This is a genomic window from Tabrizicola sp. (assembly GCF_036781545.1).
GTDB lineage: Bacteria > Pseudomonadota > Alphaproteobacteria > Rhodobacterales > Rhodobacteraceae > Tabrizicola.
In genome coordinates, this window is sequence record NZ_DAIQAT010000007.1 from 12,973 (window position 1) to 38,077 (window position 25,105).

The following is a 25,105-nucleotide window of genomic DNA, read 5'->3' on the forward strand; positions in this document are numbered from 1 at the left end:
ACCGGCTTGTTACCCTTATCCCTTCTTCTGATGAGTAAACAGGGGCACCGGCTCATCGGCCCGCTGGTCCGGGAACGGTTCGGGGTCGGCCCGGGCGTTACCTTAACGCCTCATCTGCTGGAGAAGATAATCCTGCTGCATCCTGCCGGATCGGCATTGGCCCGAGGTTGGGCCTCGTTACCCTTATCCCTTCATCTACTGGACAGAGCTTGCCAGTCACCCAAGCTGCCAACCGATCTGCGCCTAGCATCCCCTGTGGTCCCCCGCTGTCTGCTCTCCCTTTGGATTGCGGGAGGGGGTGCTACGCCTAGATCGGTTCCAGAGCGATCCTGACCCGGATCACCAACCCGATCCCGGGATCATGGGCAGCCCGATGGCAGGCAGCATCAGGGATGCCACCAGTTCGCTCGATATGTGCGTATTTGTGCACACCACCCCCCGAAATCACCTCTGCACTTGCAGTCAGTTTCCCGGATAATCCCGGGATGCTGGCTGTGGCTTTTGACAACTTGTGACGCTGAATGCCGTGCACAGTTCTGATCTGGTTTGGCCCGAGAGAGAAAGCACGACAACCAGCCTGATCTGGCCACCAGAATGACCCGGATTTAGGACTGCTTCTCAGGGGGTCGAACGGAAAGTTCGTTCGCGGCTTCCGTTAAGATACTGATTTATAATGCGGAAATACCCCCGATCTGTATAAGGAATATCTTCTGAAAAGGGCACCGGATTCCGGGGCTTCTTAGCCGCGTCCGGCCACCCCCACTCACACCAACAATCTCACCTCGTGCAGCACGGCACGGGGCCAATCGGCATGGAAGGACCACACATGCTTGACTACCAGAGGTTCGGGATCAACCCGAGCGACCTTACTCCGCAGTTCCAAGGGGCTGCACCGAGAGTTCAGATCATCGACCGCATCTGCGGAGCAGGTAAGACCTCTACCATGATCGCGGGCCTCAACCCGCTTCGGCAGTACCTGATCGTGACGCCGCTGCTTGATGACGTGCAGGAGATCATAAACCGGGCTGATGTTCCCTTGGTGCAGCCCGAGGCAAGGCTTGACCTTCTGAACCCCGACGATCCGAACGACATCAGCCACACCAAGCGTGGCCACCTCCGGGAACTCCTCATGGACAGCCGGAGCGTTGTTTGCACGCATGCGCTGTACAGCGACCTCGCTTATGTCGCCCGGGAAGGACTGCTAACCGGGTACGACATCTGCATTGACGAGGTTCCCAAGACCTCTGAGCTTCTGTCTTCCGGGTCGAAGCGAACCCAGACAGATCGGGTCAATGGCCTTGTCTGGCGGAACCAGTACCTCCGGGATGGATACGCTACCATCCGAGAGAATGGTCAGGTGGCCCCGACCGAGAAATGGAAGAACGATGTGCTCCGTGGCGAGAACACGTTGAGCCAGACCCTGTACAATCATGCTGAGGCTGGCTGCCTCTGGGCTTGCGGCGAGACGGTGCTGGTTTGGGAACTCCCGGTCAGCCTTCTGTCGTCGGGCCGATCCGTGACCGTGATGACCTACAGGTTCCCGGGCAGCCTCTTGCAAGCGTTCCTAGATAAGCACGGTATCGAGTACGATGCGGAGCGGACACCTCAGCACCAAGCCGAGGAGGAGCAACTTCGGGCCAAGGCACGGGAGCTTATCACGCTCAAGCCTATCCCCGGTCTGGAGGGTATGCAGTTCACCGTGAATGAGATCGACCCGAGCAAGCTGACACCGGGCAAGCAGCATCGAATTGTGAATGCACTCAAGCGTCTCCGCGTGACAGACCTCAAGAATGCCACCGCTGGAAGCATACTGGTCACGTCCCTCAAGCGGCTCTGGTTCCGAGACGGGAAGTCCGAGGCCGATTTGCCGACCGACAAGAGGCCGCAGCAAGGGCCGATCTGCAAACATGGTGGCAAGACGACCGGGTTGTTCAACCTCTGCCGCTGGTCTGCCAATGTCACGCGGGGCACGAATGCCTTCCGTGACTGCCAAACGGTGATCTACCTCTACGACAAGCATCTGAACCCCGGTGTCGCCAAGACCCTCGGTGTGCCCGTCCAAGGGGCGTTCAATGACCTCTACGCCGTGTCGGAGATGGTCCAATTCGTCTACCGCTCCGCTATCCGCGACGGCAGGCCGATCACGCTCTACGCACCATCGGATCGGATGCGAAGGCTGTTCCAGAAATGGCTGCACGGCGAACTAGACCAAGCCTGACCACGGCCCCGGCATTCTGGCCTCCTCCACCAGCATAGGCCGGTGAAGCCCTCCCGGCTTCGCTGGCTTCAAGCATCATCGCATCATGGAAGGACCACCACATGAGCATCACCTCGACCACACCGGCGCAGGCCACGGCCTCGCCGTTCCTTCATGTCTCGCCCATCCCGACGGACGCAGGAGAAATCATCGCAAAATCGCCCGCAGAAATTTCGCTTGCCGATCTGCGGACCCTTGGCCACCCGGAAAGCCCGATCAAGGCAATCCGGGCTAAATGCAGGGATTGCGTCTACTCCGAAGCGGAGATCAGGAAGTGCGTTCAGACCGGCTGCCCGCTCTGGCCGTTCAGGATGGGGCGGAACCCGTTCCACGGCAAGGCAGCAGGCCCTGCCTGTGACCGGGACGGGGACGAATGAGCACCGGCAACACGAACACCGAACGCCAGCAGGCCGCACAGCAACGGGCCGAAGAACTCTCCGGTATCCTCCTGCTTCGGGCCGCTGGGAAGTCGCTCCGGGAGATCGCCGCTGAACTGACAGCAAGTCGTGTCCCCACGGCGAACGGCGGGGCATGGGGACCGAAACAGGTCCGCGATATTCTGGAACGGCTGGCCCAACAGCCGACCACGCTTCCTGAGCACCACGACCCCTCCGCTACCCTATCCCTGACCAATCCGGCCGCACCGGCAGCAGACTGCGACCCACTTGCAGCCTTCCTGCCCGAAACACCTCTGGCGTCCTAAACAGCCGATCTAAACGGGCGTCGTAATCAGGCGTCGTAATCAGCATCGGACGCGGCACCACAGCAGGTCATTGCAGCATCTGACTGGACCACCCCAGGCCAGGTATTCGCGCAGTTCGCCCAACGGCGCACCCAATGACCATCCCCGCACCCCCAAAACAGGCCCTCTCCCCGAGATCGGCCAAGGCCGAGAGGAGAGTATCATGGCCAAGACAGGACTACCCCGCTGGCACAACGTTCCGAAGCGCGGGCAACACGGCTTCCGACCGACCCGTGACCACTACGACATCACCGGAGAGGTGCCTGAACGCCGTCTGCAATGTGAGTTGCGCGACTGCCAAGATATTGCACTGCAAGGGCCGGGGTTCAGGGCGAACTACGCGCTCAAGCTCTGCGAGTATCACACCCGGCTTTGTGACCGCATGGGTTCCCCGCATCCCTGCGACATTCCTTGGGATGAGTTCTACCGTCTCCGCGACGCTGTCAGGAAGCAGTTGAACAAGGTGAAAGACACGCCGGTTGTGGCCCGCGCGCTGCATGCCGCGCAGAACCTCCCCGGCAAGTGCTATGTCCGGGCTACCGAACTAGAGGACGCGGACAGGCACGTTCCGGCGTATCTCGCTTACGGCCTCAGCCTCAGTCATCGGGTTGAACCCATCCGGTTCATCACCCATCACGCCACCTTCGGCATCCTCATGGAACGCGACATCTGGACGCCCCAACCCGGCTATCCCCGTCATGCTGACAAGGCATGGCTAAGATGCGTCCACCGGGCGCTCTCGTGGGGCAAGAAGGCTGAGCGTGTGGACCTCGGGCCGTATCAGGCGAGCCTGTTGCGCAAGATGATCGCCCCTGACCTCCGTGTTCTGGAAGGCCGCACCGACTTCGCACTTAGGGAAGCCGAACTCACAGGCAACGAAGTCCTGTCCAGAGGCCAAGCCCTTGGCTGGTTCCAAGACAACCTCGCCTGACCTGACTGCCACCACCACCGGCCCGCGCTCGGGCCACCACCATCACCGGGCAATCAGCCCGCACCTAGAAGGACCACGACATGACGAATAACACGAATAGCTCCGCCCCGGCAGCACAGACGAATGCCCGGACCACGAAGCACCTCGGGCATGAGTTCAACCCGACCGAAACGAATTGGAGCGCGCTAGCCTTCCCATCTGACCCCTACGGCCTCACCACGCAGTTCCGGGGCGAGTTCCGTAGCATGATCCAGCGTTGCAGGGGATCAGATGAAAAGTTCCGGCAGGTGCTGGACAACCTCGAAGTGCTGATGGCTTGGGCGCAAGTGAAGCTCGAAGCCGATAAGGTGGAGATCGAGAACACCGTGAAGGTGGCCACTGTCCGTGCTGAGCAAGAGGCCGAGCGTGAGGAATTCCGTGCCCGCATTCAGGCTGGCCCGCCCATCACCGTCTTTGCCACCGCAACCGGCTTCATTGAACAGAGCCCTCGGACTGGCGCTATCCTCGCCACCTATGAACGGCGGGGCATGGGGACCGAAGCAGGTCCCGTGGCCTCAATGGCGCAGATGATGATTGCTGAGGGTCGCGATCCGAACAGCGTTCTCACGATCCACGCCTTCGGACGCCCCGGCATCGGTTCCGGCCAGACGCTCGCCGCGCTGGCATCTGTGAAGGGCACAGGTGCACCGGCTCAAGCCACTCAGGGCGGCTTGCAAGGCATCCGTGCCTGACATGCTAGCCCCTGACTTCGCAGCGAAGGCGGACGCGGAACTCATGCAGTTCTGCTCCGTCACGTCCCGTACACTCACCGACCTGAGCCGCAGGATCGCAGCATCCTCCGCAGCTACCAACAGCATGGAGAGCGAGTTCGCCGTGCATACCGACCTCCTGAACGAGGCGCTTTCGGAACTCGACCGCAGGTACTCGGCTCCCACCGGGGACGAAGACCAAGAATAAGGACCGCAACATGACCGACACCACCACCAACCCCGCCGCTACAGAGGGCCAGATCAACCCGAGCGAGGCGGGCTTGCTATCGACCGAGGGAGAAACCCCGGCGCAGCAGCCGCAATCCGATCCTATCAGTGATGATCAGCTTCAACGTGAAGCCGAGAAGCGGAAACAGGATGCCGAGAACGAGCGCCTTGCGAAGCTTGACATGGAGACGGAGGACGACCGGGCGGGCAAGCCTCTGGACGCGACCGTGTGGGGTAGTACAGGCCACGCCATTGCTGACGAGGCTCTGCGAACCCTCCAGAACATCGGGATCAGCACCGAAGATGCTGCGGACCTCCTACTGGACGCCGCCATGTCCCGGGACCCCAGCAAGGTCGATCAGAAGGCCCTAGTGGCTGCAATCGGCCCCCGCAGGGCCAAGGCGATCATGGAGGGCTTAGCGCAGTTCTCGCGGGAGATGCGCCCGAAGGATGAACGTATCTCCAATGAAGTCTACCAGCACACCAACGGCCCGCACGCCTTTAAGCGTCTTGTTGAACAGGCCAGCACCAAGCTCTCGCAATCGGAGCTACAGGGTTATTTCATCGAGATGGGCAAGGGCGGATCGGCGGCGCGGCGCGCTGTTGAGAGCCTGCAATCCATTGTCTCCGGCGAGGCGCTTCAACTCGACCGGCGTGTTCACGTCGAGCAATACGGCACACCGAAACCCGCCCCGACGCCCGGTGCCGTCACAGGCATAACCTCAAAGGCATACCTAGCTGCGCTGGACGCCATGCATCGCCCCGGCAGCCGATTGTCATTTGAAGCGCGCGCCCGGCGAGAGGGGGAACTCAATGAAGCACGCCGGATCGGTCGTGAGAACGGCCTGCCATGAGGCAAGAGGACTACATGACCGACCATGAACATCACACCCCGAATGAGACGGGGGCGGTTGCACTACAGGAGGTCTTCCCCCCTCTACGCCCCGCCCCGAGAGGCACGCAGGCCGGAAGCATCGAAGATTTGAAATCCCTGCACGCCGACCTCACCTGCGCATACCGCGAGTATCTAGAGATGGCGAAGGTCAAGCCGCAGATGCTCAACCCGGCGATGCTTGGGCTTATTCAGCAGTTCCTGCGGCACAACGAGATCACAGCCGAGGCCCCGCAACAGGCTGAAATGAACGCGCTCCAGAAGCGTTTGGAGCACAAGCGCAAGGCCCGTGCAATCGACCTCGGCAACCAGAAAATCGTGAACCTCAATCAATCGCAGAAAGGATAAGCCATGCCGAACTGGCAGGACTTCCATTCGGCTGCCTTGAGCAAACCGAATGTCACGACCGACGACATCAACGTTCTGAGCTACAATGGCGAGGGCTTCCGAAGCATCGAGATCAACGGGCGGCAGATGTTCATGCCAGGGGACGTGTATCGCTGCATCGGAGCCGCTGATCCGATTGCATCATCCAAGCACTTCCTTCGTACCGCGCGTAGTACTCGTGCTGAGAACTGGCCTTACCCGGGCCGGAAGCCAAGAATAATCGACACAAGCGGAGTACTCGCCCTACTGGACAGTGTTCGCGGGGTAAACAAGGGCAACGCTGCTGCCTTCCGCGAGTGGTTCAACGCCACCGTAATGCCGCAAGCACCGGCTGCCCGTATGGCGGACATAGCCGACAAGCTCGACCCGGACGTTCAGGCTTCGCTACACGCGGCCTTCCTAGCGGTGCAGCAGGTATCTCTGCGTATCACTGCTGCACTGGAGAGACGCACTGAGTTGATGGCTTCGCTCGCCGCTGCTCAGCGTGCAGACAATCTACCCGATCCGGCTGGTATTCGAGTACCAGAACTCGGCTGACCCCTACTCGCTACCCCTCACCGAGCACTGCATCTGGGACCGTTCGGCAAGCCCCCGGAACGAGGCCAGTTCGACAGCTTTGGTGAGGGGCATACTACTGCATAAGACATGCGGCACCCTGCTACACATCTCCGTAGGGACCGTGACAGTTGATGAAGTTCGGAGCAACTTCGGGCTAACACTCATTAAAGCGGCGAGCCAAGGAGGCGGACAATTAATCAAACAAAGCAGTTATTTATTGAGTTGCATATCGAGTTACCTATTGCTCAGAATTGGCATCTATTTTGTTTCTAGTATGGTCAATGACTTGGCCCGAAGTTGGGGTGATTTGTGGAATTGATTATTGCCTCGGATATGGCTTTCGGCTATTGATTGTTCATGGCGATCTTTCGGCTGACACCAATAACAAATCAAGGAACCTGCGGGATTGAGTAGATAGGTGGACTTAACTGCCAGACCCAATCCCTGTAGGTGCCTATAAGAGTAGGAAATGCAATGCAGAATGTAGTAGCACACCCCCTGACCGACCTCGTGCAGGACACGGTACCACAGGCAAGACAGCAGGGCGGCAAGCGGCGGCGCAATACCATCCCGTTCCAGGTGCTCGACGCAATCGTGGAAGGGACCACGAAGGAGGCAGGGCACGCGGCAAAACAGCAGGGCACGCGGCAACGCAGAAGGACCGGAGTTAGCCCGCAGAGATTAGAGGCAATCATTGCCGCTGCTCAGCATAGGGGCCTCTCAGCAAGCGCAATCACTCAGCATGCGGATGGCAGCACCACCGTCTATTTCGGCGATGCTGGCAGCCTGACCGCAGGCAAGATGCCTCCCGGCACCGGCTGGGAGGACGTGTAGTGCGCCCGGCAGCCAAACAGGACGGGGGCAAGCAGGACTTCCCCGGAGTGAGCCACTACTACGACCGACACGGTAAACCCCGCTGGCGATACCGCAAGAATGGGTTCACCGTAAGCTTAGGGTCGGAGTATGGCAGCCCGGAGTTCATCCGTCGCTACAATGCCGCTACGCGACCAGAGGAAGGGCAGAGCACAAGAGCTATCCGGGCAATTCCGGGAAGTCTTGGGTATGCGGTGGAGGCTTGGCTAGGGTCCGCACAGTTCCTGCGGCTGGCTGACAAGACCCGCTCCACATATCGCGCCACCGCTGACAGGCTCCGGGCTTCCTATGGGGACCGCCCCATTGCCGGGCTGGATCGCAAGACCATCAAGCGGATCATGGCGAAGCATGCTGACCGGCCCGGTACAGCCAACAACTTCCTCAGGCTTCTCCGCATCATACTGGACTATGCATGCGACACACTGGACCTCATTGAGATAAGCCCGGCGGTTCGGATCAAGAAACTACCGACCAACAACCCGGACGGGTTCCATACATGGTCTGAGGACGAGATAGCTACCTTCCAGAAGGCATGGCCGGAGGGGACACTGGCAGACCTGACCACTGCCCTGATCCTTTACACCGGGGCAGCACGGGTGGACGTGGTGCAGCTAGGACCGGGCAACCGGGCTGGGGACCGCATCCGGTATCGGAGGCAGAAGACCAAAAGCCGCACCGGCATTGTGGTGGATATTCCCCTGCACCCTGAACTCAAGCGCAGGCTGGATGCTCTGCCCCCGGATCAGGCCACCTATCTGCAAACCCGTGCCGGAGAGCAGCGTAGCGCCTCAGGGCTGGGGAACATGATGCAGGTATGGCGCGACAAGGCCGGGCTGCCCGAATGCAGTCTTCATGGGCTACGCAAGGCCATTGCCCGTAGGCTGGCAGAGGCCGGGGCGACGACGCACGAAATTGCTGCTGTCACCGGGCACCGGACGCTAGCCGAGGTGCAGCGGTACACGGAAAAAGTACAGAGGGCAGGGCTTGCCGACCGGGCCATGCAGCTTGCGCAACACACCTTGTCACCAGCCAACGCAAAGGAATTGGTCCGTGCAGCTTGACCACGACACCTCCCCGTCTCGCCATGAGCGCCGCGCCTTGCTTTCCGGGCAGCGCACCCGCATTCAGAAGCACACCGCATTCGGGCGGGCTATTGTGCTGGCAGTCGAGTACGGCCCGGAACCGCAGGATAGCCGCATCGTGTACCAGCACATGACCAAGGGCGTCGTTGATGGTCGTCGCCGCATGGGCAACACGGGCTGCACGCTGGGCTGGGCAGATTAGAAGTCGAACAGGTCAATTGCTTCCTTGAGTTGCTGGACCGTGTACCCCTCCCGCAAGTAGACCTGCTGAGTTACGCCCTCCCGTGCATGCCCAACAACACATTGGATGATCGGCTCTGCGACACCGGCCTGCCCAAGCCGTGTTACCATCGTGTGCCGTAAGCAGTGGAACACCACACCTTCGGCCTTCAACCCCAGCTTGGGCAGGAAGCTCGTCTCATTGAACCATCGGCCCAAGTTGCGTCCGTAGCCGCCATTCTGGTTGAAGCTGTAGTCGTGGAATAGGCGAGGGCTGTGGGAGCGGCTTGCCACGAAGTCGAGAAAGCCTAGCCGGATAAGTTCCCTGTGAATGGGCACCTTGCGCCTGCTGGCCTTGGCCTTCACTCGCTTGTTGTTGTCGTCTCCTTCGTCGGTGACATGCAGAAGCCAGATGCCGCCCTCTTGCTGTATGTCGGTGATCCCTAGTTGGCATATCTCGTTGAGTCTCGCCCCGGTGAACATCCCCAGCAGGGAACCCCACTTGTGGCTGTCCGACCGCACCAATCCCGAAGTGTTCTGGGTCAGTTCCGTGTACATGATGCGGGTCTGCTCCCGCGTGAAAGGCTTGCGTTCAGTTGCCGCTTCCTTTGCCTTGGGTACCTTCATGCCCTCGAAAAGTCGGTGGGGTGAATGCCCGTGCCGCTCTGCCCAATCAAAGAAGCGCCGGAATGCGTCGATGTGTGCGTTGATCGTCTTTGGCGCGATAGTCTTGTGCCCCGAAACCTTGATGGCTTCGGCGAGAGGTAAGTGCTTGAGGGCGGGCTTTGTGTTTCTGCTAGCAGGCAAGGCTTGGAGTATCTTCTTCACCTCGCTGGCGTCAGCCTTGGTTATTTCGCCGAGGTGCCGGTCTGCTCCGAAGTGCTCAGCGAGGATGTTCAGGTAAGCTTGCACCTGCATCGTCGTCTTCGCAGGCCACTGTCTAGAATGCTCCGCAATGAAGTCTCTGATAGCCGTCCCAAGGGCGGCGGAGGTAGGGGGAGCGGGGGGCGTCTCGGGGGGTACCTGTTGCCCGCCGTAGCTGTAGTTATCAAGGCGTTCGACTGCTTCTAGAACACGACGCAGCATGTCGCGCCGCCCCTTGCGTAGCTCAGTGATGGCGTTTGGCAGGCTGTCAAACCAGTCCGCATCTGATACGCCCGTCTTTCGCTTGAACCGCTCGATAGGCAGGTACATCTCCGTCAGCCGGTGGCTGTCTAGGTGGTCTTCGTGGTCGAGCATCTCACTGCGGGCGTCAGCAAGTGCGCGGGGGGATAGGCCCCGATTGTTGATCCACTCTAGGTACTGGTCGAGTTGGGCTTGGAAGAAGCCCTTTACCAGTTCCCGCAGCTTGTCCTGCCTCAGTCGTGCCAACTCTCGGTTGTCCCGTGTGATTAGACCGCAAGATGCGAGATACCGCGCCAGAGTGCCAGCCCGATCCGGGCAGCGTGTCCGCAGCGATATGCGGATCATGGGGCGACAGTCTAGGTCTGTACGGGGCAGGGGCCACCGAAAGTAGAAAACTCCATGCCTAGAAAGGCTTAGGTATGCTGACAGCTTCATGGGTCGTGTGCTCCACTTGGTGCCACACTCGACCGGCTGTCGCCTAAGTCTCTGATCTAGAAGGAAATGGAGGCGGGTACCGGAATCGAACCGGTCTTCACGGATTTGCAATCCGCTGCGTAACCTCTCCGCCAACCCGCCGCGAAGGTGAGGGGGAGATAGCGGATGCGCGCCGCGGCTGCAAGGGCTTCGTCCGGCCCGCGAGCAGGCCCGCTAGCAGGGTTGACTTGGCACGGGCCCCCGCAGATTGTCCGCCGCAATCGGGCGGGGCAAGTCTGGGCAAGGCGGCGTGCAGAAGATCCTCATCACCGGAAGCGCCGGGTTCATCGGCTTCCACCTCGCGCGGCACCTGCTGGCGATGGGCCGCCGGGTGCATGGCTATGACGGGATGACGCCCTACTACGACGTCGCGCTGAAGCGGCAGCGCCATGCGATCCTGCTGCAAACCCCGGGCTTCTCGGCCACCGAGGCGATGCTGGAGGACATGGCGACCCTGACCCGCGTGGCCGGGGATTTCGCGCCGGATGTGATCATCCACTTGGCCGCGCAGGCCGGAGTGCGCTACAGCCTGCAGAACCCGCGCTCCTATGTCGAGACGAATTTCACCGGCAGTTTCAATGCGTTGGAGCTGGCGAAGATGTTGCGAGTGAAGCACCTCCTCATCGCCTCGACCTCCTCCGTCTACGGCGCCAACCCGGAGATGCCGTTCCGCGAGACCGACCGCACCGACCATCCGCTGACCGTCTATGCCGCGACGAAGAAGGCGGTCGAGGGGCTGGCGCATTCCTATGCCCATCTCTGGGGCCTGCCCGTCACGCTCTTCCGCTTCTTCACCGTCTACGGCGCCTGGGGCCGCCCGGACCTGGCCTATTTCAAATTCGCCAGCGCGATCCTGAAGGGCGAGCCGATCGAGGTCTACAACCACGGCGACCTCTGGCGCGACTTCACCGCGGTCGAGGATCTGGTCGAAGGCGTCACCCGCCTGATCCCGCTTGCCCCGCCGCCGCCGGCCGACCGCGGCCTGCCGGTCGAGGGCGACAGTCTCAGCCCCGTTGCGCCCTGGCGGATCGTCAATGTCGGCAATTCCGACAAGGTCCACCTGATGGAGTTCATCCGCACGTTGGAACGCCTGCTGGGCCGGAAGGCGATCTGCAATTTCCTGCCGATGCAGCCCGGCGACGTGCCTGCCACCTGGGCCGACTGTTCGCTTCTGGAGCGGCTGACCGGCTTTCGTCCCCAAACCGACCTCGCCACCGGCCTTTCCCGCTTCGTCGACTGGTATCGCGACCATACCCGGGTCTGACTGGCTATAGCGGCGGATCGGCTCTGGTCCTAAGCGGGCCGGGCGCGATCCCCGATACTGGCGCGCGAAACGACATTCGAAAGGAAGAGGCCATGGAAGGCTTTTCGGGCATGAACGACATCGGCGCCGTGGTCGAGGCCGACCGCGCCCATGTCTGGCATCACCTCTCGCAGCACAAGGCTTACGAGACCGTCGACCCCCGCGTCATCGTCGAGGGCAAGGGGATGCGGGTCTGGGATGCCAAGGGCAAGGAACACATCGACGCGGTCTCCGGCGGGGTCTGGACGGTCAACGTGGGCTACGGGCGGGAAAGCATCGCCAATGCGGTGCGCGACCAGCTGATCAAGATGAACTATTTCGCGGGCGCCGCGGGGTCGGTGCCGGGCGCGCTCTTTTCGAAGAAACTGATCGAGAAGATGCCGGGCATGTCCCGCGTCTACTATTCCAACTCGGGGTCCGAGGCGAACGAGAAGGTCTACAAGATGGTGCGCCAGATCGCGCACCGGCACCATGGCGGCAAGAAGTGGAAGATCCTGTATCGCGACCGCGACTATCACGGCACCACCATCGCCGCCCTTGCCAGCGCCGGGCAGGACGAGCGGGCGAAGATGTACGGCCCGTTCCCCGAAGGCTTCGTCCGCGTGCCGCATTGCCTGGAGTACCGCGCGCAATGGGACGTTCCGAACTACGGTGAACGCGCCGCCGATGCCATCGAAGAGGTCATCCTGCGCGAAGGCCCCGATACCGTGGGCTGCCTGATCCTGGAGCCGATCACCGCAGGCGGCGGCGTCATCGTGCCGCCCGAGGGCTACTGGGACCGCGTGCAGGAGATCTGCCGCAAATACGACATCCTCCTCGCCATCGACGAGGTCGTCTGCGGCGTGGGCCGCACCGGCACCTGGTTCGGCTACCAGCACTATGGCATCAAGCCCGACTTCGTGACCATGGCGAAGGGCGTGGCCTCGGGCTATGCCGCGATCAGCTGCACGGTGACGACCGAGCGGGTCTTCGACCTGTTCAAGGACGATCCGAGCGATCCGATGAGCTACTTCCGCGACATCTCCACCTTCGGGGGCTGCACCTCCGGCCCGGCGGCGGCGCTGGAGAACATGCGGATCATCGAGGACGAGGGGCTGTTGGCCAACACGCTCGCGATGGGCGACCGTTGCCTGTCGAACCTGCAGGCGCTGATGGAGAAGCACAAGGTCATCGGCGACGTGCGCGGCAAGGGGCTGTTCCTCGGGGCCGAACTGGTGGCCGACCGTTCGACCCGCGAGCCGATGGACGAGAAGAAGGTCGCCGCCGTGGTCGCCGACTGCAACGCGCAGGGCGTGATCATCGGCATGACCAACCGCTCGATCCCCGGGCTGAACAACACGCTGTGCCTGTCCCCGGCGCTGATCGCGACGGCGGATGACATCGACCAGATCACCGGGGCGATCGACGGCGCGCTGGGACGGGTGTTCGGTTAAGACCTGAGCCCTTTGCGGGCGGGAAGGGTGCCCGGGCACGGGCACCTTTTTCTTGTTCTATTGAGACATTTGCAGTCTGAGTGCTCATGCCGTAGCTTGCTTGGCACTCATGTGAGGGCAAATGTCAGCTGAAGAGCCAAGTTTCACAATCTACTTCGACACAAACGTCATTTCATATGTCAGTGTTGGTAAAGTTCCAGATTTTCTAGGCATTCTAACTGATAGGGGCCATAGGCTAGTTGTCTCTGATACCGTGCTTGAAGAGCTTCCTAGCGGTCGCGAGACGAGAACTCTTTTAGACCATGGATTTCTCTATGTGCTTGCACACGAGGCATCTTTTCTAGGTGGCCTTGTGAATTTCTATCGGAGCATCGAACCTGATAATAACTCAGTGAACGTGGATGCTATCGAACTCTTTCTCAGGGGCATATTGCGTTCAATAGCCGGAAGCACAAGCGTGCCAGACCTGAATGTCCTGTTTCGCAATGCAATGGAAGATGTTGTACAGGCGATGATGGAAGATTTGCCGGAAAACACTGACCTGCGCATCATTGCTCAGCTGGAGTTTGCGAGGGAACGCTTTAGCCAAGAGCTTAGGTTGCTTCCTGCAGTTCCTTCCCCCATCGTAACAAAAGATGAACTGGAAGCTCATCATATGGCGCCAAAACAAATCAACAATATAAAACCACCATCCGTTGTGAAGAAAATTACTGCAATTTATCCTGTTTTAACAGAGTGGTTGGAGCCGCTAATTTCTCCCTTCACAGAACAAGAAAACATCAAAAGCCGTATTCAAGAACTCTGTCTAGCTCTGATTGGTATGGGTTTTGCAAGAGACAAAGATATTGGAAAGAATGACCAGAGAAAGAGCGACAGCGGAGCCCGCGCACAATTTGGAGATATCAGTCAGATTTGCGCCGCTTCGGTTTGTGATATCTTTGTTACTTCAGATAGACGCTGCGCAAGATTGGCATTTGCGGCGTTTGAGGCTTTGAACCTCAGAACAGTGATTTTCCACTTGCTTCCGGGAAACGTCAACGAAGTGAATCTTCGTTTGGTCGGTGAAGGCTACTGGCCATAGCGATTAGTAGGGTGGGTGCTATAATCCAACACCCTTGCCCGGACCAAAGGGCGAAGCCCGCCCGACTGCCCCCTCGGGCAGGCGCTTTGCGACCGTGCCAGAAGCGAGCGGTAGAGTGCGCGCAGCGCTTGCGTGCACCATCCGCCAGCGAGCGGTAGGTTGCGTGCTCGCACGCACCACCCATCATCCCCTCAATGCCCCACCGTCTTTGAGAACAGGTTCACCACCAGCACACCCGCGATGATCAGTGCCAAGCCGATCAGCGCGGGGGTATCCAGCGTCTGGCGATACCAGATCCAGGCGGCTGCGCTGATCAGCACGATCCCCATGCCGGACCAGATCGCATAGACGATCCCCGTCGGCATGACCCGCAGCGGGAAGGACAAGAGCCAGAAGGCGACGACATATCCGGCGATGGTGATGACGCTGGGCCAGAGTTTCGTGAAGCTCGCGGAGCGCGACAGGGCCGTGGTGGCGATCACCTCGGCCAGGATGGCAAGGGCAAGGATGGCGTAGGTTCTGGTCATCATCTGTCTCTCTTCCCATCCCGACCAGATACGGCCTGGCGCGAGCCTAACCGCAGCGTCGCGCGGAAGGCGGCCGGTTTCCGGCATCTTCCATGCCGATGGCGGCGATTTTCAGGGTGGGGTTTCACCGTATAGGCAAGCGGTTCTGACCTGTTGAATTGCCGTTGCCCGGACTCAAGGGCGAAGCCCGCCGGGCAGCGCCCGACCGCCCCCTCGGGCGGGCGCTTTGTGACCTTAGCAGCAGACCTGCGGTGGATGCGCCTGGCACCATAAAGCGCCCAAATCCGCCGTTGGTCGCCCACCCGGCCGTCAGGCGCTGCCCTCTGTTGCGCATCATCTCTCCGATTCGCCGCAACAGGATTAACGCGCCGACAGCCTTACGCACGTCTGTATCAGAGCCATACCGAATCCATACGCCTTCCATACGGCCAACTCGACCCCGAAACCCATCGTAAATCCAGCGTTCCCAATCACTTGCTCGCAGAAGCAGACTTCATTTCTGCCCGCTGAACCTCTTCCTCCTCCACCTTGACATCTGCCCCTATCCGGCCCCCTCCTCTGGACTCATCGCTCAGGGTCCTCCGCAATGCCCGCCATCCCCGTCGAAGCCTTCTACCTGACCCCCGGCGCCACCGGATCGCTGCAGCAACAGATCCGGGCCATGGTCACGCAGGGCATCCTCGCGGGCCGCTTCCGCCCCGGCAGCCGGATGCCGTCGTCGCGGGGGCTGGCCGAGCATCTCGGCGTCAGCCGGATCACGGTGACGCTGGCCTATGCCGATCTCGTCTCCTCCGACTACCTCACCTCTGCCGGGCGCTCGGGCTATTTCGTCTCCGACACCGCGCCGCTTGCCCCCGAATTCCCCGCCGGTCCCCCCCGCGCGGAAGCCATTGATTTCAAGGGCCTGACCGGCGGCCGCTTCAGCCTGACTCCCAAGGTCGACCGCCCCGAGGACTGGGATCGCTATCCCTATCCCTTCATCTACGGCCAGTCCGACCCGACGCTGTTCGACCACCAGAACTGGCGGCAATGCGCGCTGCGCGCCCTTGGCAAGCGCGACTTTGCGGCGCTGACCAGTGACTACTACGAACGCGACGACCCCCTGCTGATCCAGGAACTCCTCCGCACCATCCTGCCGCGCCGGGGTATCGCCGCACGCGAAGACGAGGTGCTGCTGACCCTCGGCGCGCAGAACGCGCTCTGGATCGCGGCGACGGCGCTTCTGGGGCCGGGGCGGCGGGCGGCGGTGGAAAATCCCGGCTACCCGGCTTGGCGCGCCATTGTCGCGGCGACAGGGGCCGAGGCGGTGCCGGTGGATGTCGACGCCCATGGCCTGCCGGTGCAAGGCCTTGAGGCGGATGTGGTTTTCACCACCCCCTCGCACCAGTGCCCGACCAATGCCACCATGCCGGTCGAGCGGCGCGTCGCGCTGCTGGAGGCGGCAGAGCGGCAGGGTCTGGTCATCGTCGAGGACGACTACGAATTCGAGATGTCCTTCCTGAAGCCCGTTGCGCCCGCCCTGAAATCGCTGGACCGGGGCGGCCGGGTGATCTACGCCGGGTCGTTCTCCAAATCCGTCTTTCCCGGCCTCCGGCTCGGCTACCTCGTCGGCCCGCCCGGCTTCATCGCCGAGGCGCGCGCCCTGCGTGGCTTGATGCTGAAGCACCCGCCCGGCCATATCCAGCGGACGATGGCCTATTTCCTCGGGCTCGGGCACTACGACGCCCTCGTCAACCGGATGAAGAACGCCTACCGCCGCCGCCGACAGGTGATGGCCGAGGCATTGGCCGCCGAGGGGCTGGAGATCGCGGGGCAGGGGGGCTTTGGCGGCTCCAGCTTCTGGATGCGCGCGCCTGACGGGGTGGATACCGAGGCGCTGGCGCTGCGGCTGCGGGCCGAGGGTGTGCTGATCGAGCCGGGCCGGGCCTTCTTTGCCGGCGACGGGCCGCGCAACTACTACCGGCTGGCCTATTCCTCCATCGCCTTGCCCCGCATCGCCGAAGGCGTCGCGCGGATCGCGAAGGCGCTGCGCTAGCTGGTCTTAGATGGACGGAAGAACTGGCCCTAAGGCAGGGTCGGGCGGGGCGGTAGGGTGCCGGTCAAAGGCCTTCGGGGCCGTATGGGATATGGGAGAACCGTAATGAAGATGACGACCGAGGAAGCCTTCGTGAAGGTCCTGCAGATGCACGGGATCGAACATGCCTTCGGCATCATCGGCAGCGCCTTCATGCCGATCTCCGACCTCTTTCCAAGGGCGGGGATCACCTTCTGGGACTGCGCCCACGAAGGCTCGGGCGGGATGATGGCCGATGGGTTTACCCGCGCTTCGGGAAAGATGTCGATGATGATCGCCCAGAACGGGCCCGGGATCACCAACTTCGTCACCGCGGTGAAGACGGCCTACTGGAATCATACGCCGCTGCTTCTGGTCACGCCGCAGGCGGCGAACAAGACCATCGGGATGGGCGGGTTTCAGGAAGTCGAGCAGATGGCGCTTTTCAAGGACATGGTGTGCTATCAGGAGGAGGTGCGCGACGCCTCCCGCGTGGCCGAGGTGCTGAACCGCGTGATCCTGCAGGCCCGCCGCCAGTCGGCCCCGGCGCAGATCAACATGCCGCGGGATTTCTGGACTCAGGTGATCGACGTGGCCCTGCCTGCCGTGGTGGAATTCGAGCGGCCCTCGGGCGGCGAGGAGGCCCTGGCGCAGGCAGCGCAGCTTCTGTCCAGCGCGAAGTTCCCGGTGATCCTCAACGGTGCGGGCGTGGTGATCGGCGGCGCGATCCCGGCCTCGATGGCGTTGGCCGAAAGGCTGAGCGCGCCGGTCTGCGTCGGTTACCAGCACAACGACGCATTCCCCGGCTCGCATCCGCTGTTTGCCGGACCGTTGGGCTATAACGGCAGCAAGGCGGGGATGGAGCTGATCCAGCAGGCGGATGTGGTGCTGGCGCTGGGGACGCGGCTCAACCCGTTCTCGACCCTGCCGGGCTATGGCCTCGACTACTGGCCGAAGGAGGCCAAGATCATCCAGGTCGACATCAACCCGAACCGGATCGGCCTGACCAAGCCAGTCACGGTGGGGATCGTCGGCGACGCGAGGAAAGTGGCCGAAGGCATCCTCGCGCGGCTGTCGAAGACGGCGGGCGATGCCGGGCGGGCCGAGCGCAAGGCGCTGATCGCGCAGAAGAAATCTGCCTGGGCGCAGACGCTGGCGGGGATGGATCATGAAGAGGATGATCCCGGCACCAACTGGAACGAGCGTGCGCGTACCGCAAAGCCGGAGTGGATGTCGCCGCGCATGGCCTGGCGCGCGATCCAGTCCGCCTTGCCGAAAGAGGCGATCATCTCGTCGGATATCGGCAACAACTGCGCCATCGGCAACGCCTATCCCAGCTTCGAGGCGGGGCGGAAATATCTCGCGCCGGGGCTCTTCGGCCCCTGCGGCTATGGGCTGCCGTCGATCATCGGCGCGAAGATCGGCTGCCCGGATACGCCGGTGGTGGGCTTCGCGGGCGACGGGGCCTTCGGCATCGCGGTGACGGAGCTGACCGCCATCGGCCGCAAGGAATGGCCGGCGATCACCATGGTGGTCTTCCGCAACTACCAATGGGGGGCGGAGAAGCGGAACTCAACGCTCTGGTACGACGACAACTTCGTCGGGACCGAACTGGACACCGATGTGTCCTATGCCGGGATCGCCCGGGCCTGCGGCTTGCAGGGCGTGCAGGCGCGAACGATGGAAGAGCTGACGGCGGCCCTGCGCAAGGCGATCGACGACCAGATGGCGGGCAAGACCACGCTGATCGAGGCGCTGATCAACCAGGAACTGGGCGAGCCCTTCCGCCGCGACGCGATGAAGAAGCCGGTGGAGGTCGCGGGAATTTCCAAGGCCGACATGCGACCGCAGGTGGTTTGATGCAACCTGGCTGGGGCGTCCAGAACTTTTCGCCGAACTTCAAGCGACGCCGTAATGCCCTATGACCTCGGCCCCGGCGCGCTGGCCTGGCTGGCGGTGGCCTGCCTCGTGGCGGGCTTCGTGCGGGGGTATTCCGGGTTCGGCTTCTCCGCGCTGCTGATCGCAGCCTCCAGTCTTGTCACCAATCCAATGAATTTTGTGGCGGTTGTCGTCATTCTGGAAACTGTAATGTCGCTACAGGCCGCAAAAGGGGCCGGGCCACAGGTGGACTGGAAACGGGTCGGCTGGCTGATGGGCGGGGCGGCGATCGGGCTGCCGCTGGGCCTGTGGGTGCTGACCGGGGTCAGCGAGGACACGGCGCGGGCGGTGATCTCGGGCTATGTGCTCTTCATGTGCGCGGTGCTTCTGGCGGGCTGGCGGCTGTCGGGCGAGGTCAAGGGTGCGGCGAACGGGGTGGCCGGGGTCATCTCGGGCCTCGCCAATGCACCGGGGATGGGCGGGCTGCCGCTTGCGGCCTTCTTCGCGGCGCAGCCGATGCCCGCGGCGGTATTCCGCGCCACGCTGATCGCCTATTTCCCGCTGCTCGACCTCTACTCCGCGCCGCTTTACTGGCTGGCGGGGCTGGTCACATGGGACACGCTCTGGGCCGCTCTGCTGGCGCTGCCGATCACGCTGCTGGCCAACTGGCTGGGCGGGCGGCATTTCTTCGGCACCGACCCGCAGGACTTCCGCCGCTTCGCGATCATCCTCCTGGCCGGGCTTGCGGCGCTGGGGCTGGGCAAGGCGCTTCTCTGATGTGGCTGGTTGTGAACGCCGGTTCGTCTTCGTTGAAGCTGAAGCTCTTCGACGGTGAACGGGAGGTCACGAAAGCCTTCGTCGGCGAGATCGGACCGGATGGCCACCGCGCGGCAATGGCCGAGGGTCTGGCGCAGGCCGGAGTTGCGCTTGACCGGCTGACGGCGGCGGCGCATCGGGTGGTTCATGGCGGGGCGGCGCTGACGGAAACCTGCCGTGTGACGCCGTCAGTGCTGCAACAGATCGAAGCCTGCATGCCGCTGGCGCCCCTGCACAACCCGGCGAATCTGGTGGGAATCCGGGCGGTTGCCGATCTCGCCCCCGACCTGCCGCAATATGCGGCCTTCGACACCGCCTTCCATGCGACGAACCCGGATGTTGCCGTCACCTATGCCCTGCCAAAGGCAGAGCGAGACCGGGGCCTGCGCCGCTATGGCTTTCACGGCATCAGCTTCTCCGCGCTGGTGCGCATCCTGCGGGCGCGGGGTCCGCTGCCAGAGCGGCTGCTCGCTTGCCATCTGGGCAACGGCTGCTCGCTGGCCGCGATTGTGAACGGGCGTTCGGTTGCGACGACGATGGGCTATTCGCCGCTGGACGGGTTGACCATGGGCACGCGGACCGGCGGGATCGACGGCAATGCGGTCCTGCGGCTGGCGGAGCTGCATGGGGTGGAGCGGGCCGGGCGCATCCTGAACCGCGAAAGCGGCCTTCTGGGCCTTGGCGGGGCCAGCGATGTGCGCGCGCTGCACGCGGCGGGCACGCCTGCGGCGCGGTTTGCGCTTCAGCATTTCGCCTATTGGGCCGTCCGCCATGCGGGGTCGATGGTGGCCGCGATGGGGGGCCTCGACGCGGTGGTCTTCACCGGCGGCATCGGCGAGAACGATCCCTGGATGCGGAAGGAAATCCTCTCGGGGTTGAGCTTTCTGGGAGTTTCTTCCGACCCCGCCGCCAATGCCCGGAACGAAACCGTGCTGCACGCACCGACATCCCGTGTCGTTATCCTTGTTGTGCCGGCCGACGAGGAGCGTCAGATTGCGCTGGAGGCGCAGGCCGTGATGGCCGGGGAGGGCGCGTGAACCAGCCGAGGGTTGAGACGCAGCGCGAGGTCTCGGACGAGGTCCGGCAGACCACGTGCTATATGTGCGCCTGCCGCTGCGGGATCAACGTGCATCTGAAATCGGGCCGCGTCGCCTATATCGAGGGCAACCGCGACCATCCGATCAACAAGGGCGTGCTCTGTGCCAAGGGCGCGTCCGGAATCATGCAGGTCACCGCGCCTTCACGCTTGAAGGCGCCGCTCCGCCGGGTGGGGCCAAGGGGCTCGGGGGCGTTCGAGGAGATCAGCTGGGAGGAGGCGCTGCAAACGGCGGTGTCTTGGCTGAAGCCCCTGCGCGAGACGGCGCCGGAGAAGCTTGCGTTCTTCACCGGCCGTGACCAGAGCCAGAGCCTCACCGGCTGGTGGGCGCAGAATTTCGGCACGCCGAACTATGCCGCGCATGGCGGGTTCTGTTCGGTCAACATGGCCGCCGGAGGGATTTACACCATCGGCGGGGCCTTCTGGGAATTCGGTCAGCCCGACTGGGAGCGGACGCAGTTGTTCGTCATGTTCGGGGTGGCCGAGGATCACGACAGCAATCCGATCAAGATCGGCATCGGCAAGCTGAAGGCCCGCGGCGCGCGGGTGATTTCGGTCAACCCGGTCAGGACCGGCTATTCGGCCGTCGCGGATGACTGGATCGGGATCACGCCGGGGACGGACGGCCTCCTGATCCTGTCACTGATCCATTGCCTGCTGGAGGCGGGGAAGATCGACCTCGACTATCTTGCGCAATGGACCAATGCGCCCTTGCTGGTGAACGAACAGGACGGGCCGGAGAAGGGGCTTTTCGTCCGCAATGCCGAAAGCCAGCCTTTCGTCATCGACCGTCGCAGCGGCCATCCCGCCCCCTGGGACGGCAAGGGGGTGGAACCCGACCTTGGCGCGGAATGGCAGGGGCACCGGACGGTGTTCCGCCACATGGTCGAGGAATACCTGAAACCGGACTATGCGCCGGAGGCGGTGGCGGAACGCTGCGGCGTCCCGGCGCAGCGCATCCGGCAACTGGCGGCGGAACTGGCGCAAGTGGCGTTCGAGCAGGCGATCTCGCTGCCGCGTCCCTGGACGGACTTCCGGGGCAATGAACATGCCGACATGCCCGGTCGCCCGGTCAGCTTCCATGCCATGCGGGGAATTTCGGCGCATTCCAACGGCTTCCAGACCGCGCGGGCGCTGCATCTGTTGCAGATCCTGCTGGGCGCGGTGGAAACGCCGGGCGGCTACCGGCTGAAGCCGCCTTACCCCAAGCCCGTCGAGGCGCATCCGACGCCGCATTTCGTGACCACGCCGGGCAAGCCGCTGACCGGCCCGCATCTGGGCTATGTCCGCTCGCCCGACGACCTGTGCCTCTTGCCCGATGGCCAACCCGCCCGGATCGACAAGGGCTTCAGCTGGGAAAACCCGTTCTCGGCCCATGGCCTGATGCACATGGTCATCCCCAATGCCCATGCGGGCGACCCCTACCGGATCGACACGCTCTTCCTCTACATGGCCAACATGTCGTGGAATTCCTCGATGAACTCCGCCCGCGTGATGGAGATGCTGACGGAGACGGGCGAGGACGGAGAATATCTGATCCCCCGGATCATCTATTCCGACGCCTATGCCAGCGAGATGGTGGCCTATGCCGACCTGATCCTGCCCGACACCACCTATCTGGAGCGGCACGACTGCATCAGCCTTCTTGACCGCCCGATCTCCGAGCCCGACGCTGCGGGGGATGCGATCCGCTGGCCGGTGCTGGAACCCGACCGCGAGGTCAGGTGCTTCCAGTCGGTCCTGCTGGATCTTGGGGCAAGGCTGGGCCTGCCGGGGATGGTGGAAGAGGATGGTTCGGCGAAATACGCTGACTATGCCGATTACATCGTCAACCACCAGCGGCGGCCCGGCGTGGGGCCGCTGATGGGCTTCCGGGGCAATGGCGAGGCGACGGGCCGGGGGGCACCGAACCCCGAGCAGATGCAGCGCTACATCGCCAATGGCGCTTTCTGCCAGGCGCATGTGCCGGAGGAGGCAGCGTTCTACAAGCCGTGGAATGCGGCCTATCAGGACTGGGCGGTGAAGCTTGGCCTGTATGAGACCCCGCAGCCCTATCTCTTCAGCCTCTGGTCCGAGCCGATGCGGCGGTTCCAACTTGCAGCGGAGGGCCATGGATCGCGCCAGCCGCCGGACCATCTGCGCGACCGGCTGAGGCAGGCGATGCACCCGCTGCCGGTCTGGTATCCGCCCTATGGCGACGAGGATGCCGCCTTCGGCTATCCGGTCCATGCCCTGACCCAGCGGCCGATGGACATGTATCACTCCTGGGGCAGCCAGAATGCCTGGCTGCGGCAGATCAAGGGGCGGAACTACCTGTATCTGCCGACGAAGATCTGGGAAGCGCAGGGGTTCCAGCCCGGCGACTGGGCGCGGGTGTCGAGCCGCGCGGGGGTGATCGTGGCGCCGGTCGCGCATATGGCGGCGCTGAACGAGAACACGGTTTGGACCTGGAATGCCATCGGCAAGCGGAAAGGGGCCTGGGCGCTGTCGCCCGATGCGCCCGAGGCGACGACGGGCTTCCTGCTCAATCATCTGATCTCGGAACTCTTGCCGGAGAAGGGGGTGCGGCTCTCGAACTCCGACCCGGTGACGGGGCAGGCGGCCTGGTTCGACCAGAGGGTGCGGGTGGAGCGGGTGGCGGCGGCGGACCATCCGCGCGGGACGGCGGAGCCGGCCTTCCCGATCTTGCCCGACCCGCCACGCACGGGCGGGGGGCGGGGCCAAATTTCTTCGAAGAAATTTGCCAAAAGTTTTCGAAAACTTCTGGGCCTGGTGGAGGCCGAGCGATGACCGCCTTGCCGCACGCCACCGAAAAGAAATTGGGGCTGGTGATCGACCTTGATACCTGCGTCGGGTGCCAGGCCTGCGTCACCGCCTGCAAGGGCTGGAACGACGCGGGGATCGGCCTGTCCGACCAGGACCCCTATGGCGCGAACCCCTCGGGCACCTTCCTGAACCGGGTCCATTCCTATCAGGTCAGCGCCCCCGACGGTCCGGCGCAGGTCGTGACCTTCCCGCGGTCCTGCCTCCACTGCGACAACGCCCCCTGTGTCACCGTCTGCCCGACCGGGGCCAGCTACAAGCGGGCCGAGGACGGGATCGTGCTGGTGAACGAGGACGCCTGCATCGGCTGCGGCCTTTGCGCCTGGGCCTGCCCCTATGGTGCGCGCGAGATGGACGCCGCGCAGGGGGTGATGAAGAAATGCACGCTCTGCGTCGACCGCATCTACAACGACCACCTGCCCGAGGAGGACCGCGAGCCCGTATGCGTGCGCACCTGCCCGACCAATGCCCGGCACTATGGCGATTTCGCCGATCCCGAGAGCCACGTCTCGAAGCTGGTGGCCGAGCGCGGCGGGTATGACCTGATGCCGGGCATGGGAACCAGGCCCACCAACAAATACCTGCCCCCCCGCGCAAAGGGGCCGGGCACGGCAAGCCCGCTGGAGCCGCTTCTGGATGTCAAGGCGACCGGGATCGCCGGCTGGCTCGACCGGATGCTGGGGAAGATCTGAATGCATCCCGCGCTTTCGGTCATCCTCTTCTCCACCCTGTCGGGGCTTGGCTTCGGCTTCCTCGCCTTCCTCGGCTGGGGGGCCTTGCAGCCCTCGGGTTGGGCGGCCTTCTTCCTGTGGGGCCTGGGCTATGGGCTGGCGGTGGCGGGGCTGATGGCCTCGACCTTCCACCTCGGCAACCCGAAGAACGCGCTCAAGGCCTTCACCCAGTGGCGGACGAGCTGGCTCAGCCGCGAGGCATGGACCTCGGTGGCGACGCTGTTCCTCCTCGCCCCGGTCGCCCTGTCGGACATCTTCAGCCTTGGCCTGTCGCGACTGCCGGGCCAGCTGGGCGGTGCGCTGGCGCTGGTCACGGTCTTCACCACCGCGATGATCTACACCCACATCAAGGCCGTGCCACGCTGGCACCACTGGCTGACGCCGGTGATGTTCCTGACCTTCGCCATCGCCGGAGGCGCGATGCTGTCGGGCCGTGTCTGGGCACCGCTGGCGCTGCTCGCGGTCGGCGCGGTGCTGCTGGCGGTCTGGCGGGTGGGGGACCAGGCTTTCGCGAAGGCCGGGCAGAGCCTTGGCACTGCCACGGGGCTGGACCGGCTGGGGGTGCCTTCGGTTCTTGACCCGGCGCATACGGCGGGGAACTACCTCAAGCGCGAGATGATCTTCGTCGTCGGGCGCAGGCATGCGGCAAAGCTGCGGAAGATCGCGCTGGTCCTCACCTCGGCCCTTCCCGCGCTGATCCTGCTTTTGCCGCTGGGGGGCTGGGGCATTGCGCTGGCCGCGGTGTTGCATCTGGCGGGGGCGCTGGCCGCCCGCTGGCTTTTCTTCGCCGAGGCCGAGCATGTCGTGGGGCTTTACTACGGCGCGCGGGGATGATCCTCTCCGGCCC

General features: G+C 63.2%; 22 protein-coding genes and 1 tRNA gene. 20 read left to right on the plus strand and 3 right to left on the minus strand.

Annotation, left to right across the window (positions count from 1 at the left end; translation table 11 throughout):
- Positions 1 to 826 precede the first annotated feature (826 nt).
- From V7Q39_RS02770 to V7Q39_RS02815, 10 genes are all read left to right on the plus strand, one after another.
- The gene (locus V7Q39_RS02770) at positions 827 to 2,218 is read left to right on the plus strand and encodes a hypothetical protein (protein ID WP_333814840.1); all 1,392 of its coding nucleotides are present in this window, start codon (positions 827 to 829) and stop codon (positions 2,216 to 2,218) included.
- A gap of 412 nt (positions 2,219 to 2,630) precedes the next feature.
- A complete protein-coding gene (locus tag V7Q39_RS02775) occupies positions 2,631 to 2,960 on the plus strand; it encodes a recombinase family protein (RefSeq protein ID WP_333814841.1) in 330 nt (109 codons plus the stop codon).
- A 202-nt stretch (positions 2,961 to 3,162) separates the two neighbouring features.
- Positions 3,163 to 3,930 (plus strand): hypothetical protein, encoded by a 768-nt coding sequence (locus V7Q39_RS02780; RefSeq protein WP_333814842.1) that lies wholly within the window; start codon positions 3,163 to 3,165, stop codon positions 3,928 to 3,930.
- A gap of 80 nt (positions 3,931 to 4,010) precedes the next feature.
- The gene (locus V7Q39_RS02785) at positions 4,011 to 4,661 is read left to right on the plus strand and encodes a hypothetical protein (protein WP_333814844.1); all 651 of its coding nucleotides are present in this window, start codon (positions 4,011 to 4,013) and stop codon (positions 4,659 to 4,661) included.
- A 236-nt stretch (positions 4,662 to 4,897) separates the two neighbouring features.
- Positions 4,898 to 5,761: a hypothetical protein gene (locus V7Q39_RS02790; protein WP_333814845.1), complete on the plus strand. Its 864-nt coding sequence runs from the start codon at positions 4,898 to 4,900 to the stop codon at positions 5,759 to 5,761.
- A gap of 14 nt (positions 5,762 to 5,775) precedes the next feature.
- Positions 5,776 to 6,147: a hypothetical protein gene (locus tag V7Q39_RS02795; RefSeq protein ID WP_333814846.1), complete on the plus strand. Its 372-nt coding sequence runs from the start codon at positions 5,776 to 5,778 to the stop codon at positions 6,145 to 6,147.
- A 3-nt stretch (positions 6,148 to 6,150) separates the two neighbouring features.
- Positions 6,151 to 6,723: a hypothetical protein gene (locus V7Q39_RS02800; RefSeq protein WP_333814847.1), complete on the plus strand. Its 573-nt coding sequence runs from the start codon at positions 6,151 to 6,153 to the stop codon at positions 6,721 to 6,723.
- A gap of 495 nt (positions 6,724 to 7,218) precedes the next feature.
- Positions 7,219 to 7,578 (plus strand): hypothetical protein, encoded by a 360-nt coding sequence (locus V7Q39_RS02805; protein WP_333814849.1) that lies wholly within the window; start codon positions 7,219 to 7,221, stop codon positions 7,576 to 7,578.
- Between the two features lie 47 nt (positions 7,579 to 7,625).
- Positions 7,626 to 8,678 (plus strand): tyrosine-type recombinase/integrase, encoded by a 1,053-nt coding sequence (locus V7Q39_RS02810; RefSeq protein ID WP_333814850.1) that lies wholly within the window; start codon positions 7,626 to 7,628, stop codon positions 8,676 to 8,678.
- Complete coding sequence (locus V7Q39_RS02815) at positions 8,668 to 8,901, plus strand: hypothetical protein (protein WP_333814851.1); 234 nt, start codon at positions 8,668 to 8,670, stop codon at positions 8,899 to 8,901. Before V7Q39_RS02810 ends, V7Q39_RS02815 begins: the two co-directional genes overlap by 11 nt.
- Here the strand turns inward: V7Q39_RS02815 and V7Q39_RS02820 are convergent.
- Both V7Q39_RS02820 and V7Q39_RS02825 read right to left on the minus strand, forming a co-directional pair.
- Positions 8,898 to 10,157: a site-specific integrase gene (locus tag V7Q39_RS02820; RefSeq protein WP_333814852.1), complete on the minus strand. Its 1,260-nt coding sequence runs from the start codon at positions 10,155 to 10,157 to the stop codon at positions 8,898 to 8,900. The genes V7Q39_RS02815 and V7Q39_RS02820 overlap by 4 nt on opposite strands.
- Before the next feature lie 388 nt (positions 10,158 to 10,545).
- Positions 10,546 to 10,619, minus strand: a tRNA-Cys gene (locus tag V7Q39_RS02825).
- Between the two features lie 148 nt (positions 10,620 to 10,767).
- Between V7Q39_RS02825 and V7Q39_RS02830 the strand changes: the two genes are divergently transcribed.
- The 3 genes from V7Q39_RS02830 to V7Q39_RS02840 all read left to right on the plus strand — a co-directional run bounded on the left by V7Q39_RS02830 (position 10,768) and on the right by V7Q39_RS02840 (position 14,334).
- Positions 10,768 to 11,781 carry an SDR family NAD(P)-dependent oxidoreductase gene (locus tag V7Q39_RS02830; protein ID WP_333814853.1) on the plus strand — a complete coding sequence of 338 codons (1,014 nt, stop codon included), beginning with the start codon at positions 10,768 to 10,770 and terminating at the stop codon, positions 11,779 to 11,781.
- Between the two features lie 92 nt (positions 11,782 to 11,873).
- Positions 11,874 to 13,253, plus strand: a complete 1,380-nt coding sequence (gene tpa, locus V7Q39_RS02835) for a hypotaurine--pyruvate aminotransferase Tpa (RefSeq protein ID WP_333814854.1) — start codon at positions 11,874 to 11,876, stop codon at positions 13,251 to 13,253.
- Positions 13,254 to 13,374: 121 nt separating this feature from the next.
- Positions 13,375 to 14,334 carry a hypothetical protein gene (locus V7Q39_RS02840; RefSeq protein WP_333814855.1) on the plus strand — a complete coding sequence of 320 codons (960 nt, stop codon included), beginning with the start codon at positions 13,375 to 13,377 and terminating at the stop codon, positions 14,332 to 14,334.
- Between the two features lie 191 nt (positions 14,335 to 14,525).
- Here V7Q39_RS02840 and V7Q39_RS02845 read toward each other — a convergent pair whose 3' ends face one another.
- Positions 14,526 to 14,861, minus strand: coding sequence for an SMR family transporter (locus tag V7Q39_RS02845; RefSeq protein ID WP_333814856.1), 336 nt, complete (start codon positions 14,859 to 14,861; stop codon positions 14,526 to 14,528).
- 586 nt (positions 14,862 to 15,447) lie between these two features.
- Between V7Q39_RS02845 and pdxR the strand changes: the two genes are divergently transcribed.
- The 7 genes from pdxR (at position 15,448) to V7Q39_RS02880 (ending at position 25,092) form a co-directional block, all read left to right on the plus strand.
- Entirely contained in the window at positions 15,448 to 16,896 is a 1,449-nt protein-coding gene (gene pdxR, locus V7Q39_RS02850; protein ID WP_333814857.1) for a MocR-like pyridoxine biosynthesis transcription factor PdxR, read from the plus strand.
- 105 nt (positions 16,897 to 17,001) lie between these two features.
- The gene (xsc, locus tag V7Q39_RS02855) at positions 17,002 to 18,774 is read left to right on the plus strand and encodes a sulfoacetaldehyde acetyltransferase (RefSeq protein ID WP_333814858.1); all 1,773 of its coding nucleotides are present in this window, start codon (positions 17,002 to 17,004) and stop codon (positions 18,772 to 18,774) included.
- Positions 18,775 to 18,828: 54 nt separating this feature from the next.
- Positions 18,829 to 19,569: a sulfite exporter TauE/SafE family protein gene (locus V7Q39_RS02860; protein ID WP_333814859.1), complete on the plus strand. Its 741-nt coding sequence runs from the start codon at positions 18,829 to 18,831 to the stop codon at positions 19,567 to 19,569.
- The gene (locus tag V7Q39_RS02865; protein ID WP_333814860.1) at positions 19,569 to 20,645 is read left to right on the plus strand and encodes an acetate/propionate family kinase; all 1,077 of its coding nucleotides are present in this window, start codon (positions 19,569 to 19,571) and stop codon (positions 20,643 to 20,645) included. The genes V7Q39_RS02860 and V7Q39_RS02865 overlap by 1 nt, the downstream gene beginning before the upstream one ends.
- Complete coding sequence (locus V7Q39_RS02870) at positions 20,642 to 23,494, plus strand: molybdopterin-dependent oxidoreductase (protein ID WP_333814861.1); 2,853 nt, start codon at positions 20,642 to 20,644, stop codon at positions 23,492 to 23,494. Before V7Q39_RS02865 ends, V7Q39_RS02870 begins: the two co-directional genes overlap by 4 nt.
- Complete coding sequence (locus V7Q39_RS02875) at positions 23,491 to 24,219, plus strand: 4Fe-4S dicluster domain-containing protein (protein WP_333814862.1); 729 nt, start codon at positions 23,491 to 23,493, stop codon at positions 24,217 to 24,219. The genes V7Q39_RS02870 and V7Q39_RS02875 overlap by 4 nt, the downstream gene beginning before the upstream one ends.
- Positions 24,220 to 25,092 (plus strand): dimethyl sulfoxide reductase anchor subunit family protein, encoded by an 873-nt coding sequence (locus tag V7Q39_RS02880; RefSeq protein ID WP_333814863.1) that lies wholly within the window; start codon positions 24,220 to 24,222, stop codon positions 25,090 to 25,092. It abuts the gene before it with no gap.
- Positions 25,093 to 25,105 lie beyond the last annotated feature (13 nt).

Bases quoted from the DNA above. Each gene is read 5' to 3' on its own strand.
- pdxR (WP_333814857.1), top strand. From the start codon at position 15,448: ATGCCCGCCATCCCCGTCGAAGCCTTCTACCTGACCCCCGGCGCCACC.
- V7Q39_RS02790 (WP_333814845.1), top strand. From the start codon at position 4,898: ATGACCGACACCACCACCAACCCCGCCGCTACAGAGGGCCAGATCAAC.
- V7Q39_RS02795 (WP_333814846.1), top strand. From the start codon at position 5,776: ATGACCGACCATGAACATCACACCCCGAATGAGACGGGGGCGGTTGCA.
- V7Q39_RS02800 (WP_333814847.1), top strand. From the start codon at position 6,151: ATGCCGAACTGGCAGGACTTCCATTCGGCTGCCTTGAGCAAACCGAAT.
- V7Q39_RS02770 (WP_333814840.1), top strand. From the start codon at position 827: ATGCTTGACTACCAGAGGTTCGGGATCAACCCGAGCGACCTTACTCCG.
- V7Q39_RS02780 (WP_333814842.1), top strand. From the start codon at position 3,163: ATGGCCAAGACAGGACTACCCCGCTGGCACAACGTTCCGAAGCGCGGG.
- V7Q39_RS02875 (WP_333814862.1), top strand. From the start codon at position 23,491: ATGACCGCCTTGCCGCACGCCACCGAAAAGAAATTGGGGCTGGTGATC.
- V7Q39_RS02865 (WP_333814860.1), top strand. From the start codon at position 19,569: ATGTGGCTGGTTGTGAACGCCGGTTCGTCTTCGTTGAAGCTGAAGCTC.
- tpa (WP_333814854.1), top strand. From the start codon at position 11,874: ATGGAAGGCTTTTCGGGCATGAACGACATCGGCGCCGTGGTCGAGGCC.
- xsc (WP_333814858.1), top strand. From the start codon at position 17,002: ATGAAGATGACGACCGAGGAAGCCTTCGTGAAGGTCCTGCAGATGCAC.
- V7Q39_RS02860 (WP_333814859.1), top strand. From the start codon at position 18,829: ATGCCCTATGACCTCGGCCCCGGCGCGCTGGCCTGGCTGGCGGTGGCC.
- V7Q39_RS02880 (WP_333814863.1), top strand. From the start codon at position 24,220: ATGCATCCCGCGCTTTCGGTCATCCTCTTCTCCACCCTGTCGGGGCTT.
- V7Q39_RS02820 (WP_333814852.1), bottom strand. From the start codon at position 10,157: ATGCTCGACCACGAAGACCACCTAGACAGCCACCGGCTGACGGAGATG.
- V7Q39_RS02845 (WP_333814856.1), bottom strand. From the start codon at position 14,861: ATGACCAGAACCTACGCCATCCTTGCCCTTGCCATCCTGGCCGAGGTG.
- V7Q39_RS02805 (WP_333814849.1), top strand. From the start codon at position 7,219: ATGCAGAATGTAGTAGCACACCCCCTGACCGACCTCGTGCAGGACACG.
- V7Q39_RS02785 (WP_333814844.1), top strand. From the start codon at position 4,011: ATGACGAATAACACGAATAGCTCCGCCCCGGCAGCACAGACGAATGCC.
- V7Q39_RS02840 (WP_333814855.1), top strand. From the start codon at position 13,375: ATGTCAGCTGAAGAGCCAAGTTTCACAATCTACTTCGACACAAACGTC.
- V7Q39_RS02775 (WP_333814841.1), top strand. From the start codon at position 2,631: ATGAGCACCGGCAACACGAACACCGAACGCCAGCAGGCCGCACAGCAA.